This is a genomic window from Planomicrobium sp. CPCC 101110, from assembly GCF_007859395.1.
Taxonomy (GTDB): Bacteria; Bacillota; Bacilli; order Bacillales_A; family Planococcaceae; genus Planococcus.
This window is the reverse complement of sequence record NZ_VOHD01000006.1, coordinates 33,083-49,582: the sequence shown is the minus strand read 5'-3', so window position 1 is coordinate 49,582 and position 16,500 is coordinate 33,083. Positions and strand designations below refer to the sequence as shown.

Annotated in this window: 18 protein-coding genes and 2 riboswitches; of the genes, 5 read left to right on the top strand and 13 right to left on the bottom strand. The window is 44.1% G+C overall.

Going from position 1 to position 16,500, the window contains the following annotated elements:
- Positions 1-95 precede the first annotated feature (95 nt).
- On the top strand, positions 96-899 hold the full coding sequence (locus FQV30_RS08130; RefSeq protein ID WP_146499670.1) for a DUF2238 domain-containing protein: 804 nt from the start codon (positions 96-98) through the stop codon (positions 897-899).
- 409 nt (positions 900-1,308) lie between these two features.
- Here FQV30_RS08130 and FQV30_RS08125 read toward each other — a convergent pair whose 3' ends face one another.
- The 13 genes from FQV30_RS08125 to FQV30_RS08070 all read right to left on the bottom strand — a co-directional run bounded on the left by FQV30_RS08125 (position 1,309) and on the right by FQV30_RS08070 (position 12,365).
- Positions 1,309-1,686 carry a hypothetical protein gene (locus FQV30_RS08125; RefSeq protein ID WP_146499669.1) on the bottom strand — a complete coding sequence of 126 codons (378 nt, stop codon included), beginning with the start codon at positions 1,684-1,686 and terminating at the stop codon, positions 1,309-1,311.
- Positions 1,687-1,748: 62 nt separating this feature from the next.
- Positions 1,749-2,645: a hypothetical protein gene (locus FQV30_RS08120; RefSeq protein WP_146499668.1), complete on the bottom strand. Its 897-nt coding sequence runs from the start codon at positions 2,643-2,645 to the stop codon at positions 1,749-1,751.
- On the bottom strand, positions 2,617-3,717 hold the full coding sequence (locus FQV30_RS08115) for a HAMP domain-containing sensor histidine kinase (RefSeq protein WP_146499667.1): 1,101 nt from the start codon (positions 3,715-3,717) through the stop codon (positions 2,617-2,619). The genes FQV30_RS08120 and FQV30_RS08115 overlap by 29 nt, the downstream gene beginning before the upstream one ends.
- Positions 3,714-4,385, bottom strand: coding sequence for a response regulator transcription factor (locus FQV30_RS08110; RefSeq protein WP_146499666.1), 672 nt, complete (start codon positions 4,383-4,385; stop codon positions 3,714-3,716). Before FQV30_RS08110 ends, FQV30_RS08115 begins: the two co-directional genes overlap by 4 nt.
- Before the next feature lie 44 nt (positions 4,386-4,429).
- Entirely contained in the window at positions 4,430-4,594 is a 165-nt protein-coding gene (locus tag FQV30_RS17925) for a hypothetical protein (RefSeq protein ID WP_186725574.1), read from the bottom strand.
- 134 nt (positions 4,595-4,728) lie between these two features.
- Positions 4,729-5,118: a hypothetical protein gene (locus FQV30_RS08105; RefSeq protein ID WP_146499665.1), complete on the bottom strand. Its 390-nt coding sequence runs from the start codon at positions 5,116-5,118 to the stop codon at positions 4,729-4,731.
- A gap of 277 nt (positions 5,119-5,395) precedes the next feature.
- Entirely contained in the window at positions 5,396-6,154 is a 759-nt protein-coding gene (locus FQV30_RS08100) for a hypothetical protein (RefSeq protein ID WP_146499664.1), read from the bottom strand.
- A complete protein-coding gene (locus tag FQV30_RS08095) occupies positions 6,147-7,055 on the bottom strand; it encodes an ABC transporter ATP-binding protein (protein WP_146499663.1) in 909 nt (302 codons plus the stop codon). The genes FQV30_RS08100 and FQV30_RS08095 overlap by 8 nt, the downstream gene beginning before the upstream one ends.
- Before the next feature lie 549 nt (positions 7,056-7,604).
- Positions 7,605-8,213: a hypothetical protein gene (locus tag FQV30_RS08090; protein WP_146499662.1), complete on the bottom strand. Its 609-nt coding sequence runs from the start codon at positions 8,211-8,213 to the stop codon at positions 7,605-7,607.
- A 543-nt stretch (positions 8,214-8,756) separates the two neighbouring features.
- Positions 8,757-9,839: an iron-containing alcohol dehydrogenase family protein gene (locus tag FQV30_RS08085; RefSeq protein ID WP_146499661.1), complete on the bottom strand. Its 1,083-nt coding sequence runs from the start codon at positions 9,837-9,839 to the stop codon at positions 8,757-8,759.
- A 15-nt stretch (positions 9,840-9,854) separates the two neighbouring features.
- Positions 9,855-10,673 (bottom strand): MetQ/NlpA family ABC transporter substrate-binding protein, encoded by an 819-nt coding sequence (locus FQV30_RS08080; RefSeq protein WP_146499660.1) that lies wholly within the window; start codon positions 10,671-10,673, stop codon positions 9,855-9,857.
- A gap of 17 nt (positions 10,674-10,690) precedes the next feature.
- Positions 10,691-11,362 carry a methionine ABC transporter permease gene (locus FQV30_RS08075; protein ID WP_146497574.1) on the bottom strand — a complete coding sequence of 224 codons (672 nt, stop codon included), beginning with the start codon at positions 11,360-11,362 and terminating at the stop codon, positions 10,691-10,693.
- Entirely contained in the window at positions 11,352-12,365 is a 1,014-nt protein-coding gene (locus FQV30_RS08070; RefSeq protein WP_146499659.1) for a methionine ABC transporter ATP-binding protein, read from the bottom strand. The genes FQV30_RS08075 and FQV30_RS08070 overlap by 11 nt, the downstream gene beginning before the upstream one ends.
- 67 nt (positions 12,366-12,432) lie before the next feature.
- Positions 12,433-12,541: riboswitch (SAM riboswitch) on the bottom strand.
- Positions 12,542-12,796: 255 nt separating this feature from the next.
- Positions 12,797-12,902: riboswitch (TPP riboswitch) on the top strand.
- A 97-nt stretch (positions 12,903-12,999) separates the two neighbouring features.
- Between FQV30_RS08070 and FQV30_RS08065 the strand changes: the two genes are divergently transcribed.
- The 4 genes from FQV30_RS08065 to FQV30_RS08050 are packed head-to-tail and all read left to right on the top strand — an operon-like array spanning position 13,000 to position 16,335.
- Positions 13,000-13,590, top strand: a complete 591-nt coding sequence (locus tag FQV30_RS08065; RefSeq protein WP_146499658.1) for a YkoF family thiamine/hydroxymethylpyrimidine-binding protein — start codon at positions 13,000-13,002, stop codon at positions 13,588-13,590.
- 1 nt (position 13,591) lies between these two features.
- Complete coding sequence (locus tag FQV30_RS08060; protein ID WP_146499657.1) at positions 13,592-14,173, top strand: ECF transporter S component; 582 nt, start codon at positions 13,592-13,594, stop codon at positions 14,171-14,173.
- Positions 14,166-15,596, top strand: coding sequence for an ABC transporter ATP-binding protein (locus tag FQV30_RS08055; RefSeq protein WP_146499656.1), 1,431 nt, complete (start codon positions 14,166-14,168; stop codon positions 15,594-15,596). The genes FQV30_RS08060 and FQV30_RS08055 overlap by 8 nt, the downstream gene beginning before the upstream one ends.
- Positions 15,577-16,335, top strand: a complete 759-nt coding sequence (locus tag FQV30_RS08050) for an energy-coupling factor transporter transmembrane component T family protein (protein WP_146499655.1) — start codon at positions 15,577-15,579, stop codon at positions 16,333-16,335. The genes FQV30_RS08055 and FQV30_RS08050 overlap by 20 nt, the downstream gene beginning before the upstream one ends.
- The last annotated feature ends 165 nt before the right edge of the window (positions 16,336-16,500 follow it).

Sequence of the window (16,500 nt, the reverse complement as noted above, 5' to 3'; positions counted from 1 at the left end):
TCCTAAACATCTATTCCATATAATCCGAATGTAAAAATAAAAAATATGAATAAACTTTAGATTCTTATAGTCAAATTACATGGAGGTGATATGCGTTGAGAGCTACAACTGACTTAACTATCGATAATCATCAAGATGACCGAATCTCTAAACCAAGAGGTTTATTTGCAATATCAATTTCTGTGAGTTTACATCTCTTAGTCGGCACCACATTGATCCATGCCGCGGTGCAAGGGAACTCAAATGATGTGGCAACTTGTCTTAAAATCTTGTTCTTGTTCAACTTACCTTTACTAATTGAAAACTTTTTAAAATTTAAACTATCAGCTCTCTTATTTGTAACAATTCAATTATTTATATTCGCATCGATGCTGCTTGGTGAAATCAATGCCTTTTACATAAAATTCCCTTACTGGGATACGATGCTGCATACTGTAAACGGATTTCTATTTGCTGCGTTAGGATATATACTGCTGAAATTAATTAGTGAACAAAATCATTCTGGTAGGCAGGCTGCCAAATCGATCTATTTTATTATCACAGCATTTTGTTTCTCTATGACTGTGGGTGTTTTATGGGAGTTCTATGAAATTACGATGGACACCTTTTTTGGAAGAGATATGCAGAAGGACACGATTATACAGACGATCAATTCCATGAAAATCAATGAATCCACACAAGCAATGACCGTCTTTAACAATATAAATGATGTATCTGTAAATGGACAAAATCTTGCTCTTGATGGTTATCTTGATATAGGCCTCTACGATACCATGAGCGACCTTTTTGTTAACTTGGTCGGAGCATCCTTCTTCTGCCTTTTAAGCTACCTTGAATACCAACTATCTCCTAAATTCAAGATCTTCAGTAATCTAATTAATTGTTCTAAAATCAAATGAAGTTCATGCTGTTAAAAAGATTTCTTAATGCAGCCAATGGACTGGTATAAACCCAAAAACCTGCTTATACCAATCAATTTTTAATCGATGCGCTCGTGGATGCGGCAAGCAATACACCTTTCATATTCAAGCTTCATTTCTTCACAAGAGTTGTTTACTTTCTCTTTGAAATCTTATTTTTGATGATTCCGCTCCCCCCTTAGAATCTTCTCAAAATATGCATTATTTTTTACTGTTTATAAAACTAATACAAATCAGAAGTCATTGGTAAGCCAACTTTCATTTTTATTGAACGAGGATAAGAAAATAAAAAATTGGTTTAATCATAGTAAAAGCCACCTAATCGTAAAGATAAGGTGGCTACATCAGCTTACAGCTCTTATTGAATATTTTGATCGGTTGTGCCGGCTTACTTTTGATTCATCAATTCATTGCTCAACTCCATAATTTGAGGAGCTAGTTTTTCCCGCCGTTTCATCGTCATTTTTGTGTAAACGGGATAGGCTGCTGCCATAGAAGCTATTCCGATTACTCCGATAGCTACTCCAAGAGCAAATAAATCTGACCAGATCAAGATACAGCATAATCCTAAGCCTAATAAAACGGAACCCATTAAGCCAATAATCAATGCCGCAATCATTCCAGGCCGTTCTGCTCTTTTGTCCAACTTCTTTAACTGGGTCATTTTATTTTCTTCTAGAGGCGCATATTTTTTAATGATATGTTTGATTTCTTCCTGCTGTTTTCCTGAATACGTATATGAGAAAAATTCATTTTTATTATCCATTTGCTCTCCTCCTTTGATTCATAACTATAGTATGCCTGCTTATTGTTCATGAAATGATTGTATTATGTTTTCGAACTGTTAATCATGATCGTTTTTAGTTTTTTATTTGCTTGGAGAACCATATAAGCTGCCATGTAAATGACAATAAAGCAGATGATGGCGCCCGTAAGTGCATTCATAACTCTTCGAAAAATATCTCCACCACCAAATTCAGCAAACATAGCGGTTTGTAAAACAAAAAGCGACATCAAAGCAGATACAAAATTCATCATTTTTACGGCTGTAAGTATCGGACTATTTTTTTTACGAAATTTTACCATATTCACAATCACGATAAACAAGCGACAAAATGTAAACCCTGCTGCCCCATAAATTACCAAACCTACATATACATAGCTTTTGTCCTGCCATATTATTTGAAAAACGATTCCTGTCATTGTGAGGTTAAGCAAGAATAAAAGAAACCCGCATAACCGATAGCTATAAAGTTCCTGTATTTGCCGTCCAACACCTTGTTCCTGACTGAATATCTTCCGAGACTTTCTTATGAGGACAAAATAGATCAAGCTGAGAACCATGTAATAGATTGCTACAGCCCCGTACCAAATAGAATGATATATAAAGCAAGTCACCACGTTGAATAAGACATACAATAAATTGATTGCCATTCCGGAGTACATAAAAAGCATGGCCCGATAGTTTACTTCAGTTAAAAAACGCGAGCCAAAAGGATTGTTGTAAACTAGCAGTTTCCCGCTTTTGATTACAGAGGGAATGCCGACAACCATTATTATGAGTGTATATGCCGACACTACATAGCCCATATAAGCAACAGGCGAAAATTGGTTTCCCCATAAAAAAATATATACAAGGACTGATGCCGACAATAACGTCAAAAGAACTTTGAAAACATTGCTAGGAAAAAGAAATTTATCTGTCGTTTTCTTGGCCCGCTCCATCTGTTCTTCTCCTTAATCGCACTATGAAAGTACTGCCTTCCCCCAATTTGCTTTGTACAGAAATTTCACCTTTCATAATGTCTATGACCCGTTTTACGAGTGCAAGACCCAGACCATTCCCTTGTGTTGCGTGAGAAGTATCACCTTGATAAAATCTTTCAAAGATATGCGCACCAACTTCGGCGCTCATTCCACAACCGGTATCCGATATTTGAACAACAGCTGTATCATTGTCGCTTTTCAAGCTTACCGAAATTCTGCCTCCCGGTTTTGTGAATTTAATTGCATTTGAAAGCAGGTTATTCCATACAAGGCTCATTAATTCGGGATCAGCGTTTATGGCTATATCCTCTGCAATATCGGTTTCGATTTCAAGATTCTTCTTTTCCCATATGCTTTCAAAAGAAAGAAAGCATTCGCAAAGTTGTTCACCCAAATCATATTTTTGCTCTTCAGGAAAAATTTGCTGGTTTTCAAGTCGATTCAGTTTAAGAATATTGGTTATTAAATCCGCCAAACGACGAGAAGCTTCTGTCAGTCCTTTTGCATATTCCAGCCGTTTTTCATCAGCCAAATCAGGCGCTTGCAGCATGGTCCCGTAATTTTGTATGATCGCCAGTGGTGTTTTTAATTCATGGGATACATTGGCGACAAAATCCGTTCTTAGCGTCTCTATGCCGGATAACTCTTTTGCCATTTTGTTAAAATTTTCAATAATAAGATCAAACTCATTTCCCTTTCCAGACGTTCGAAAAGGCTCGTTATTTATATTAAAATCTCCTTCAGAGATTCTGTGTGTCATTTCCAAAATTCGTTTGACCGGGCGTTCCACAGTGATTTTTCTGCGGAGACCGTCTATTAATGTGAAAACCAAGGTCAAAAACAAAATATTGAAAAAGGTAGTACTAGCGTTATCTATTATCAATTCCTCTTTAATATCTATTGAATTTAAAAATAAAAAAAAGCTGCAGGTGACAACAAAGGCAATTAGAAGAAAGAAGATCAAATATCGATAAAAAGAAAATAAACTTTTACGCAGGAGCCTCCTCCCTGCTGTTTTGTCTTTCGTCACTTTAGCACCGCCTTATATCCCATACCGTGAACCGTAACAATCTCAAAATCGTCACACTCAGAGAACTTATCACGGATCTTTGTTATATAAACGTCTACAGCTCTCGACCCTGTAGAGGTTTCTACATCCCAAAATTCATCCATTAACTGAGAACGGGTAAAAGTCTTTTTTGGGTAAGAAAGCAATTTGTATAATATGTTAAATTCCCGAACGGTCAAGGGAATTTCTGTTTCGTTCAAATAGGCGATGTGCTCATCAGCATCCAGTAACAGACTACCAACAGCCAGCCTTTTGCTTGTTGCAATTTTTGCACGGCGAAGCAGTGCACCAATTCTCAAGAGAAGTTCATCCAAATCAACGGGTTTTACAAGATAATCATCGATACCGGCACGAAATCCTTTTTGTTTAGCTGAAAAGTCATTTCGAGCGGTCATGAATAGAATTGGAATCTCTTTATTGAGATCACGAACGGTTTGCGCAAATTCAAACCCATCAATATTGGGCATCATAATATCGGAGATTATTAAATCAAACAGATTGCCGTACATGGTATTATAAGCATCGTTGGCATCCAGACAGCCGATTGCTTCATAGCCGTTCTGATTTAAAAAAGTGCACACGGTGCGATTTAGTTCTATATCATCTTCTACGAGTAATATTTTTAGCATAAGCAATTCTCCTTGGAATTTTTGTTTATTATACTATAGAATTGTTAAAGTTTTGTTTCTGTTTCCTCGTCTTGAACAGGTTTTCTAATTAAAAAAAAGGAGCGGCTGATGCCACTCCCTCCTGTTTTTCTAGCGATAGTTCCAGTTGCGCGCTCGATTGCATTTCTAAATATTCTTTCTGTTGCATTTGAAATATTGATTTTTGCCATTTAGCAAACAACTGTCATAAATATTTTAATTTGTTCAGTTTAACTTGTTCACTTTTTAACGTATATTTTTTAATAGAATAACAGTTATGGCAATTGTAGATACCATACCGGCAGCTTTGATAAATTTTTTCACTTTATTGGCCTCCTTCTACTAATTCAAGTTTTTTATAGACAGGAATTGAGCAAATCGAAATCAAAATGCCAACAACGCCGACAACAATGCCTGCTACTATCATATCTTCCCATAGCATCACCATACACATGCCAACCCCTAATGCTAATGCCCCAGCTATGCCAAAGGTGAATGTCGCAATCACTTTTGGATTGAGGCGAATTGCCGGTTTCCCTTCCATTTTGCGACGAACAATCAGCATAGCCAGTAGAACCACTATACCGGCACAGGCAACTCCTATCCCTTCGTTGAAGACATCCCATTCCGGAAGCAGGGTCATGCACATGCCGATGGCAAACAGGATCCCTCCAACGGTGCCAGAAATCAGCGATACAAAATTTTTCTTTTCCATAATAAACGACCTCCTTATTTAGTTGATAGTTGTATTCTGCATGTCATTTGTTCAGAAGATTTTAAAGAAATGTTTGAAACTTGTTAATCCTTAAACTTTGCTCTACATTTCAAAAGTCCTTTGGTTGCATATCTAAATTGTTTTATTTAAAAACAGTTTTTGGGAGCAAAAGATAATCATATTTGTGCTGTTATGAAATAAGTTGTCGCTCTTTCCCTTAAAAAGAAAATGAATTTCCACTTTTAATGGAAGCATCATTTTCTTTTTGTGGGTAAACTTATAAGATGTCTTTTCGCTTTAACGCTTTAGCGCCTAATGCGGAGCAGACAGCCGCCCAAAGAACACTGCCGATAAGTATGGTAATAAATACAGATCCTTGGAACTCCAGATTGGCTTGTCCGGAAAGCCCAGAAATTGTGTATTTGGATACGTCAGTAATAAAACTAAACTCTAGATATTCACCGAGTACACTAAGGAGACTGCTAATAGTGCCTGTTGCTACAAGAACGCCTATTATCATTGCAAGAGCAATATGGCGAGTGAAAAGGTATACCATTAGAATCAGTGCTGCAAGTGCTCCTGCTACAAATATCTTTTCAATCAAATACGCAAACAGTCCAAGGTAACCGCCTGTCAAGCTAACGCCCGTTCCGGTGAATTCAAACAGGAGCATGGAAACTGCCGTATGGGCAATGATGGCGATCGCTCCAATAACGGTTAAGGAAAGTAGTTTTCCGCCAATGTAGCGGATAGGATTTGTGTGCCGGGAGAATATGTTTTTTGAGAATCCACTGGAAAAGTCAGTCGAAATGCCGATCGCAAACAAGATGCTCAATATAATAAACACCATTCCAACACCCATCATGGTGCTCATCATATCCGTTTCACCGCCAACACTTCCCGTAGCTGCAGCAAAATCCGGAAGCATACCAAAAAGTATCATCGTTCCTGAAACAGTAAGCAGAAAGGCAATACAGCTATAGAGTGCCTTTGAGCGAAATAAGCGTCGCATATCCATGTTAAATATATTAAGCAAGCTGAAAACCTCCCATTTGGGCGAGAAAATATTCTTCTAAATCTTGCTGATGCCGGTAAATTTCATCTACGGCCAACCCGTTTTTCCAGAGCATCTCGTTTACCGCTCTGGAGTTGTCAACACCAAACACACGCACACTATCCTCAAGAACAGTACATTCAGTTGGATTCATCTTTTCCATTATCAAACGATGAGCCTCTTGGCTATCACTCACCCGGATTTGCAGATAGTCGCGGCTTTTTTCTGCCAGTTCTTTTGCGCTCAACTGCTGGATAAGCTTTCCATCGTGAAGGATGCCATAATGTGTGGCTATGCGGCTCAATTCTCCAAGAATGTGTGAACTGATAAAGATGGTGATCCCCATTTCCTTGTTTAGCCGTTCAAAGACTCCGCGCATCTCAATGATCCCCTCCGGATCAAGCCCATTGATTGGTTCATCCAAGATAAGAAGGTTCGGAGAAGCCATCATAGCAACTGCTACGCCCAGCCGCTGCCTCATGCCCAAAGAAAGCTGCTTTGCTTTTTTATTTGCCGCTTTGGTCAGGTCTACTAACTCAAGGCTTTTCTTTGCCTGTTCTTTTGGATTTTTAATTCCCGTATTATGCCCTTGCAGTATTAGGTTTTCGTATGCGGATAACTCTGCGAACAATGCAGGTTCTTCAATTAATACACCAATCTGATCCCGTACATCCTGTGACTCAACTGATTTACCAAACAGCTTGATTGAGCCGGAAGTTGGGCGGGCAAGCCCGCTGATCATTTTCTGCGTTGTTGTCTTACCGGAACCGTTGCGGCCGATAAAACCATAGATGGAACCCTTAGGCACAACAAGGTCAATATTGTCCACCACTGGTTTGTTTCCATAATGCTTGGTTAAACTTACTGTTTCAATGGCATTCATAAAATTCCCCTCGCTTCAAAAGTATTGCCCTTAGGATATAAAAGGTATGTATCTGAAATGTTAGGGAACTGTTTCTAAGATGTTAATGGAATCTCTTATCTCAAATAACGGATTTGTAGGTTGCGTTAGAAGGTTCGATAAAGTCTTTGGCCTTGAATTGAAGAAGGGAAAAAGCAGGTGTAATTATCAGTTAACAGTAGAGATATTCTTGAAACTATTAATCAAAAAGTGCCTGTCACTCCTAGTTTCCTCTTGCTTCCTATTAAATTCAGCAAAAAACTTTTTAATTAATGAAACGTTTAACTAAAGGGAAAAAAGAAGCTTCTTGTATCTACCTTTACATCTTTTTCTCTATTTGGATAACAGTTTGTAAAAGTATACTTTTACAGACAAAAGAGGAAGACGGACACTAATCAGCATCTACCTTCCTCTTTTGTGTTTTGCTATTGTAACTCCTACTTCCGATAATTCGGGATATGTAAACTAATAGCCTAGTCGAAAATATCTTCTTAAACTTATCATTTGAAAGAAGGATACCCTTGCCTCTGTTTATTCATTTTCTACTATTGTACCTTTAGGCAACTGGCTAATGAGTCTTTCCAATGTTTTGTATCGTTCATTACTCGTATAAAGATTAAACCCTTGTCCATCATGCCAAGTCGTTTTAACTGTAGAATCTTCCTCCATCTGAAAGTAAGGCAACATATAAGGCTTCTCTTTTCTCCCTAGTATTTTTTTCATGATCAATTTGTACGTGCAGTTATCGGTAAAGGAAAAGGCGAAAAATTGATTGGCAGCTGCCATCCAAAACGTCTCTTCTAAGACAAGCTGCAAATCTTGTTTATTCTTCAGCGTGATTGTGAAAACGGGAAACGTTCTGTTTCCAATACCTTCTACACGAGAGGTATAAGAAATCGTATTGTCGTTAAGCAACTTTTCAAATTTCACTGATTGATCACTGTAAGGTTCAAAGGTGAGAAAAACGGGGAACGAATCCTGCGTGCAAATAAAGTCAGACAAGAATTCACGGGTTCTATCATCATAGTCTTCATATTCTGAAGGTCCAATATACCATTTCGAAACCTTCTGAAAATCATTAAATATAATAAACTCTTCTTCCGAGCCCCATTCTTCCTGACTTATGTAAATCTTGCCCATAGTCTATCACCTCTTTAGATTTTCTAACGCCTTTGAACCACAAAGAGCTCTATTCTGCTTTTTAACAATTCCAGTACTTTACCGTTTAACTTTATGCCATGTGTACATATTATTTAATTCACCTAAATATCTCGAATTCCTTTTTCAAAAACTTCTATTTCACTTTTCAAAGCGTTCGTAAAAGTACACGTTTCCGAACTCTTCAAATAGGCCAGAAACCAATAAAAAATACGTTCGCAAACGTGCAAGTGCACTTTACGAACGTTCATCTTCCTCAATCCACTTTTACGAACAGCTGCAAGCCTTTTCTTTATCTCTGCACAATCAAAACCACAGAATTACCGTCTGACTCTCTGGAATATATTCGTTTCCATGTCGCGAAATGGAACGGACCCGAGGTTATTGGTTTAAAAAATCAGGCCATTGAAAACCCCGCTCCTTGTAGACCAAAGAACGGGGTTTTTCTCTGAAACTATGAGGTCCTTCACACCACAACCAGCCTTGCCGGTTTCTTCTTCCAATGGTTCATAAAAAGGCTTGGCCTTACTTTACCAGCATCAACTCCTCGAGCTCTCTCATGGCCGCAGCCACTTTTTCCGCTGTGACAGGCTCTTCTTGCAGCACATGGATGGTCTCGTTCTCGCGCGTCGATTGAACCGCTATCGCCTCGATCCAAGTGGAAGGAATGTTCAGGTCCTCCAAAGAGACCGGCAAACCGATTTTCTTGTAGAATGCCGCCAATTTCTCTATTTCATCGAATTTCCTTTCCAACACCAATTGAACGAGAACTCCGTACGCAACTTTGTCACCATGGAGCGCATGGTGCGATTCCGGGGAGAGGGTCATGCCGTTATGGATGGCGTGTGCTCCAGCAACCCTGCCGTATTTATCGCCGAATCCGCCGACCATGCCGCCAAGCATGATGATGGTTTCAACAACCTTGATAAATGGCTGCGACAGCTTGCCTTGTTCGGCGTCCGCAATCGCTGATTCCGCGTTCTGGAACATTTCATCGGCGCAAAGTTTCGCGGTGTAATGGGAAACCTTCAAGGCAATTGGCGGATCTTCAAAGCGGCTGATTTGCACGTCCGCTTCGTACCATTTGGCGATTGTGTCCCCGATGCCGGCGACAAGGAGCGAAACCGGCGCGTCAAGCAAAATTCGCGGCTCGACCAGCAACAGATCGACGCTTTCAGGATAGACCGTAAAATGGGTCATCGTCCCTTCTTCCGAATAGACCACACTAAGCGGCGTCCACGGTGCGCAATTGGATGCGAGCGTCGGGACCAGCACCGATCTGATGCTGTTGTCATGGGCGACTCCTTTGGCAATGTCGAGCACCTTGCCGCCGCCGGCCCCGATAATGGCATCGGCCTCTACAGCTTTGGCAATTTGGCCTATCCTCGCAATTTCAGCCAGTGAACTTTCCCCGCAATATTTTACGATCGTCAGGTCCACCGCCTCCAGGACAGGGAAATAAGGCTGCAGCGCTTTCCACGATTTATCGCCAGTCAGGAGCAGCGCTTTACGGATGCCCCTGGCGGACAGTTTTTCTTCGAGTTCTCCAAGGACGCCGACTTTGCAGATGTATTCAGCCGGTGCTCCTTTTACTACGATTCCTTCCATAATGACCCTTCTTTCCTAGCGAGATTTCATCCATTCCGGTTTTCCGAATCCTTCGAATTCCGCATCGATCAATTCTTCAAATTCCGGCGACTCGACAATTTCCACCAAGTCTTTTGCCAGCTCTGAATCTTTGTTTTCTGTCTTCACCGCAACCAGATTGCGGTACTGGTCCGGCATATCTTCCAGCACCAAGGCATCAAGCAGATCCATTTCCGCCGCCAAAGCGAAGTTTCCTGGAACAGCTGCTAAATCAGAGCTTTCAACAGCACGCGGCAAACCGCCGGCTTCGATCGGCTGGAACACCAGGTTCTTTGAATTTGATTGGATGTCTTTTTCTGAAACTGTCAGTTCTTCAGCTGCCGGGTCTAATGTGATCAATCCATGGTCCTGCAAAATCAGGAAAGTGCGTGCAGCGTTGACCGGATCGTTCGGAATGGCGATTGTCGCACCGTCTTTCACTTCTTCGATCGATTTGAATACGTTGGAATAGATGCCCATCGGCGCAGTCGGTACGGTGATAAGCCCCGTCAAGTCCATATTGTTCTCTTTCGAGAAATTCTCCAAGTATACAGAGTGCTGGAACAGGTTCGCGTCAAGGTCGCCGTTGTTCAGCGCATTGTTCGGCTGGATGTAATCGCTGAATTCAGTGATTTCCACCGTGTAGCCTTTTTCTTCCAAAGCCGGTTTGAACGCTTTGTTCAGCATGTCGCTATAAGGTCCGGCAGTTCCTCCGAGCTTCACCGTTTTGCTGTCGGCGCTGGATTCCTCTCCGCCGCAAGCGGCAAGCAGTGCAAGTAAGACGAGTAAGATGGCTGGCAAAAAGAATTTTTTCATGTGTTTTTCTCCCCTTTTTATCGTTTGTCTATTGCTTTTGACGTCCAGTCCCCAAGTTGCTGGAGAATCTGGACGAGAACAATCAAGATGATGACCGTGACAATCATGATGGTGTTGTCATAGCGGTAATAGCCGAAACGGATCGCCAAATCGCCGATGCCGCCGCCTCCGACAACTCCTGCCATGGCCGAGTAGGCGACCAATGATATGATGGTGATGGTGATGCCCTGGACGATGCCCGTTTTCGCTTCCGGAAGCAGCACATCTTTGATGATCATCCAAGGAGTGGCGCCGACCGCCACTGCGGCTTCAATGACCCCTTTGTCGATTTCCCGGAGCGATGTCTCGACGATGCGGGCAAAAAACGGAATCGCTGCAACAGACAGCGACACGCTTGCCGCCGCGGGACCGATTGTCGAGTCCACCAACAGCTTTGTCAGCGGAATAAGCGCAACCAATAGAATGATGAACGGGATCGAACGCACCATATTCACAACGAACCCGAGAACAGATTTGACAAAACGGTTTTCCAGGAACAATCCCTTGTCCGTTACAAAAAGCACAATGCCCAGCGGCAAGCCGATGACAATGGCAATCGCCAAAGAGATTCCGATCATATACAAGGTCTCGCCGAACGCCTTTGATATGTCCGGCCAAAGTTCCATCATATGCTGAAAATCAAAGCCCATTTTGCATCACCTCCACATTTGCTCCCCGGCCTTCCATATATGTGATGGCCCGGTTGATATTCGCCGGATCCCCCTGGATTTCCATCAAAAACAGTCCAAGCGGCTTTTCTTGTATGTATTCGATAGACCCATGGAGGAAGTTGCCTTTCACGTCGAAATGCTGGACGGTATCGGTGATGACCCCTTCTCCCGCTACAGCCCCTTTGAACTGCACTTTGATGATGCTGCCTGTGCAAGCGGCCAGGATCGGTTGGGGCACGTCGAACGACACAACAGACGAAATGAATTCTTTCGTCAAATCGGCTTTTGGCTCCGAGAAGATATCGTAGACCTCCCCTTCTTCTATGACACGGCCCCTTTGCATGATCGCCATGCGGTCGCATATTTCTTTTACGACATTCATTTCATGGGTGATGAGGACGATTGTGATATTCAGCTCCCGGTTGATTTTCTTTAACAGGCGCAGTATGGACAAAGTCGTATTTGGGTCGAGTGCGGACGTCGCTTCGTCGCAGAGCAGGACGGACGGGTTATTGGCAAGCGCCCGCGCAATGCCGACGCGCTGCTTTTGCCCGCCGCTGAGTTGTGCCGGATAGACGTTTTTCTTGTCTGATAGCCCGACCATTTCAAGAAGCTCATCGACCCGCTTCGCAGTTTGCTCTTTCGGCAGTCTGGCCGCTTTCAGGGCAAAGGCCACATTTTCCGCAACGGTCTTTTGGCTGATCAAGTAGAAATGCTGGAATATCATGCCGATCTTCAATCGGGCTTGCCGCAGTTTCTCGCCTTTCAAGCCAGTCAAATCCAATCCATCCACTTGGATTTCGCCGCTCGTCGGCCGCTCCAGCAAATTGATGCAGCGAAGCAGCGAGCTTTTGCCGGCACCGGAATAGCCGACAATGCCGAAAATTTCGCCTTCATTGACCGTCAGTGTTACATCATCGACGCCCTTGACTGTGCCGGTTTTCGTCTTGTAGTCTTTCGATAGATTTTTGATGCTGATCATAATGCGCTCTCCTCTTTCCAATAAAAAATGCCCCTTTCATTCTGAAAGAGGCACCGAAAGTGGATTTGGTTTATCTCCCAGAATGAAATCATCCTGCAGGAATTAGCACCTTTCCAGATTGCTCTGGAGGTTGCTGGACGTCTTAGGGCCTGTCCCTCGGTCTCTCTTGATAAGTTTCCATATGTAGTTGTTTGAAGCATGTACCAAACTTTATATGAAAACCGAAGAGCCGTCAATCATTTTTTGAAAAAATTTTATTTTCCCGCTTTTTTTGCAACTGCCCTCAAAAAAGTGCCAGATTATGAACTGGCACGCGCCGCCTGAATGGGGCCGTGCAACTGCCGGTCCTCAATCTTCCCTTTACTTCCCGCTTTCCATCCGCTACACTGAAGCTATCGGGACCACCCGTTACACAAAAAACTGCATACCGTTTTCTGCACTAGGGGTGCCCATTTTGGCTGAGATGCAAGCGCAAGCTTCGATCCCTTATGACTCGATCCAGGTAATACTGGCGTGAGGAAGTGCGGCGCATTTCTTGGATAAATCCTTTTTGAATTTATTGGCATAGAGATAGTGGCTGCTTCTTCGCGGATGCAGCCTTTTTTTGTGCAAATTTTTAAGGAGGAAGATAGATATGGAACCATTGCAATGCGGCACGAGCCCGATTGTGGGATTTCGCTTTTCCCTGCACCCTATGACCGGGGATTTTATCAAAGTAATCAAAGGAGCACTCCAGGAGACGGACACTTCGAACGTCTGGATGCATACGGATGATGTGTCGACGGTTATCCGCGGCAAACAGAATCATGTTTTCAATGTGGCAAAAGCGCTAACTCTGCACGCAGCGAAAACCGGCGAACACGTTGCCCTTTCAGGCACTTTCTCAATCGGCTGCCCGGGAGATTCAGCGGGGGATGTGTATTTGGATAAAGACGATAGGCTGTTGAATACAGATTCCACCAAGCAATACGTATCATCCCAGTTTGCGCTTTATCCGATGAACAACCCTGATTACATGGCGGTCATTTACCGAGAAGTCGACCGGGCGAAACAGCGCGGCGTCTTTAACGAATCAATGCATTACGCGAGCGGCATCCACGGGGATATCCATGATGTGTTCGCATTTTATGAAGAGGCTTTTACCAATGCACGGTCGGACGAGCACCGCCATTTGGTGATGACTGTCTCGATGAGCATCAACAGCCCATCGCACCGAGGTGCTTGACATGCTGAAAACCTGGAAATTGAAAGAGATCGTATTAATGTCCTTGTTTGGCGTAGTCTTCGGCATCGTATACTTGCTTGCTGTCCACTTGGGCAATATTTGGGCCGCCGCAATCGGGCCGATTGCCTATGAATGGATGTTCGGCATTTGGTTTATCGTCTCGATCATCTCGATGCACATTATCCGTAAACCCGGGGCCGCGGTGCTTCCGGAAACGCTCGCTGCGATAATCGAAGTGATGCTTGGGAACGCGGCGGGCCCAAGGCTCATCCTATCCGGCGTTATCCAAGGTCTGGGTGCGGAAGCCGCCTTTGCTTTGACCGGCTACAAGCGCTTCAACTTGGCCATCTTCATGCTTGCTGGTGCAGGTTCGGCCGTGTTCAGTTTTGTCTATGGCTACTTCGTGTCCGGCTATGCAGCGCTCGACCCTTCTTTTGTGGCATTGATGTTCACGCTCCGGGTGCTTAGCGGGATGATCATCGCGGGAATTGGCGGCAAATATCTGGCCGATAGCCTGCTTGCGACCGGATCGCTCCGCGGCTACGCTATTGCCCGCGCGAAAAAAGGTGATGCGGGTGCATGAAGACCTCTTTTTGCTGCAGAATGCATCATTCCGTTTTCCGGAAGATGCCAAAAATACGCTGAATGGCGTTTCCTTTAGTGTTCGCCAAGGGGAGAAACTTGTGATTTCCGGTCCAAGCGGCAGCGGCAAAAGCACATTGCTGTATTTGCTGAACCGCTTGTATCCGGCAAACTGCGACGGCATCGTTGGAGGTGAAATCCGCCTCTTCGGCAAGCAGGCCGATGAATACATGCCCGGTGAAATAAACCACCGGGTGGCGACCGTCTTCCAGGATCCGGATTCGCAGTTTTGCATGCCGACGGTCGAAGAAGAACTGGCTTTTACATTGGAGAATCTTCACATTCCCCGTATCGCGATGGAAGGAAGGATTGCAGAAGTATTGGAATTGACCGGCTTGTCGGCCCTTCGGCATTCTATTATCCAGTCACTTTCCAGCGGCATGAAACAGCGTGTGGCAACAGCCTGCGCTCTTGCCATGAAACCGGAAGTGCTGCTGCTGGATGAACCGCTGTCACACCTTGATCCTTTCACGGCCCAGCAATTCATCATCTGGCTCGACGGGCTGCAAAAAAAGGCCGGCTTGACAGTCATAGCAGTAGAACACCGCCTGGATTTATGGGACGCTTTTTTCGACCGAGAACTGTCAATGGGTCGCTCCGGCCGCATAACAGCAGATGAACTTTTCCAGCCAAAAAATCCGGTCCTTTTTCCTGAACGGGTTTCAGCCGTTGAATCTTCAACCGCATTAGCTGTAGACCAAGTTTCAGTGGAGATCAAAAACAAAAAGCTCCTTTCCTCCCTATCGTTTGAGGCGAAACGCGGCGAAGTGCTGGTCATCGCCGGCCCGAACGGCAGCGGAAAATCGACGCTGTTGAAAGCGCTGTGCGGGATTTACAAGCGCTCATCCGGCACCATCCAATCCTCCGGAATCGGCTACGTGCCTCAGTCGCCAGAGTTTTTATTTTTAGCGCAGACTGTCGAAAAAGAGCTGGCTTTTTCCGGCACCAGCTCTCCATCAGAAGTCGCAGAATTGCTGGACCGCTTGGCGCTCGTACAGCTGAAGGATGCACACCCATTTTCAGTAAGCCATGGCCAAAAACGGCGTGTCGCAATTGGGGCGATGCTTGCCGACAACCATCCGGTGCTCTTGATGGATGAACCGACTTCCGGCCAGGATTCCGCAGCGTTACAGGAGTTGTTTGCATTGATCCATGAACGGGTGCAAGAAGGCCTTACCTTTTTAATTGTCACCCATGATATGGAATTTGCAGCTGCAGTGGCGGATTCCGTCTTGCTCATCAAAGACGGCAAAATGACAGGCAAGTTTTCGGCAAGCGAAGTCTGGGGCGATGAACAGCTCCTTGCTTCCCACCAACTTTTGCCGCCAAAAGGAGCTGATCGCTATGCAGGATCTTTTGCATGAAATGAATCCGTCAATAAAATTCGTCCTTGTGACAGGATCCATGTTGACGCTGGCGTTTTTCTTTGATCCTTGGACACCGGCCATCTTCTGGCTCGCCATCGTGTTGATGCAGCTGTTCTTAAGCCGCGTGAACTGGAAACTCTGGTGCTTGATGATGCTGCCTTTTACTCTCGGGTCTTTCGGTTATTTATGGACCACTTTAGTATTTGGCGCAGACGACACCAGTGAAATCCTTTGGACGTTCGCCGGAATTTCGGTGACTGAAGAGCAGTGGAAACACGCTTTGTCGTTGTCTTTCCGTGTAATGGCCTTGTCGACCCTTTCACTGTTGTTCGCCCTGACGACAGATCCGGTGAAATTTGTCATGAGCTTGATGCAGCAATTGAAACTTCCACCTAAACTTGCATACAGTGTAATGGTCAGTTATCAATTTTTGCCCGTCCTGAAAGACGAATTCATCCAAATCCAGCAAGCCCAGCGCCTTCGCGGCGTCCTTGTCGAAAAGCACTGGTGGCAGCGGCTTTTGAACCTACGCCGCCTTCTCCTGCCGATGCTTGCCGGCGCTGTCCGCAAAGCGGAACGCGCGGCATTCGCCATGGAAGCTCGTGGTTTTACGGGTGCTGCCCGGACAGAATTTTTTCGTCCGGTCACGGTGACCCGGACAGATCTTTTCATGGCCATTCTTTTTTCATCAGTCCTGGTCGGCAGCTGTGCCGCAGGCATAGTTCTAAGCAACTGATTTTTTCCGTCTGCTTTTGCAGACGGTTTTTTCTTGTTTGCTTGTTTTGTTTTTCAATATTACCTTATGTAATTTATTACATTTATTTCTCCGAACAAACTTTTCCTCCAACCAATGATTTTTGAACGGCCTGGCCCTGAAATCCATCCACCCCTTCAGCTATCG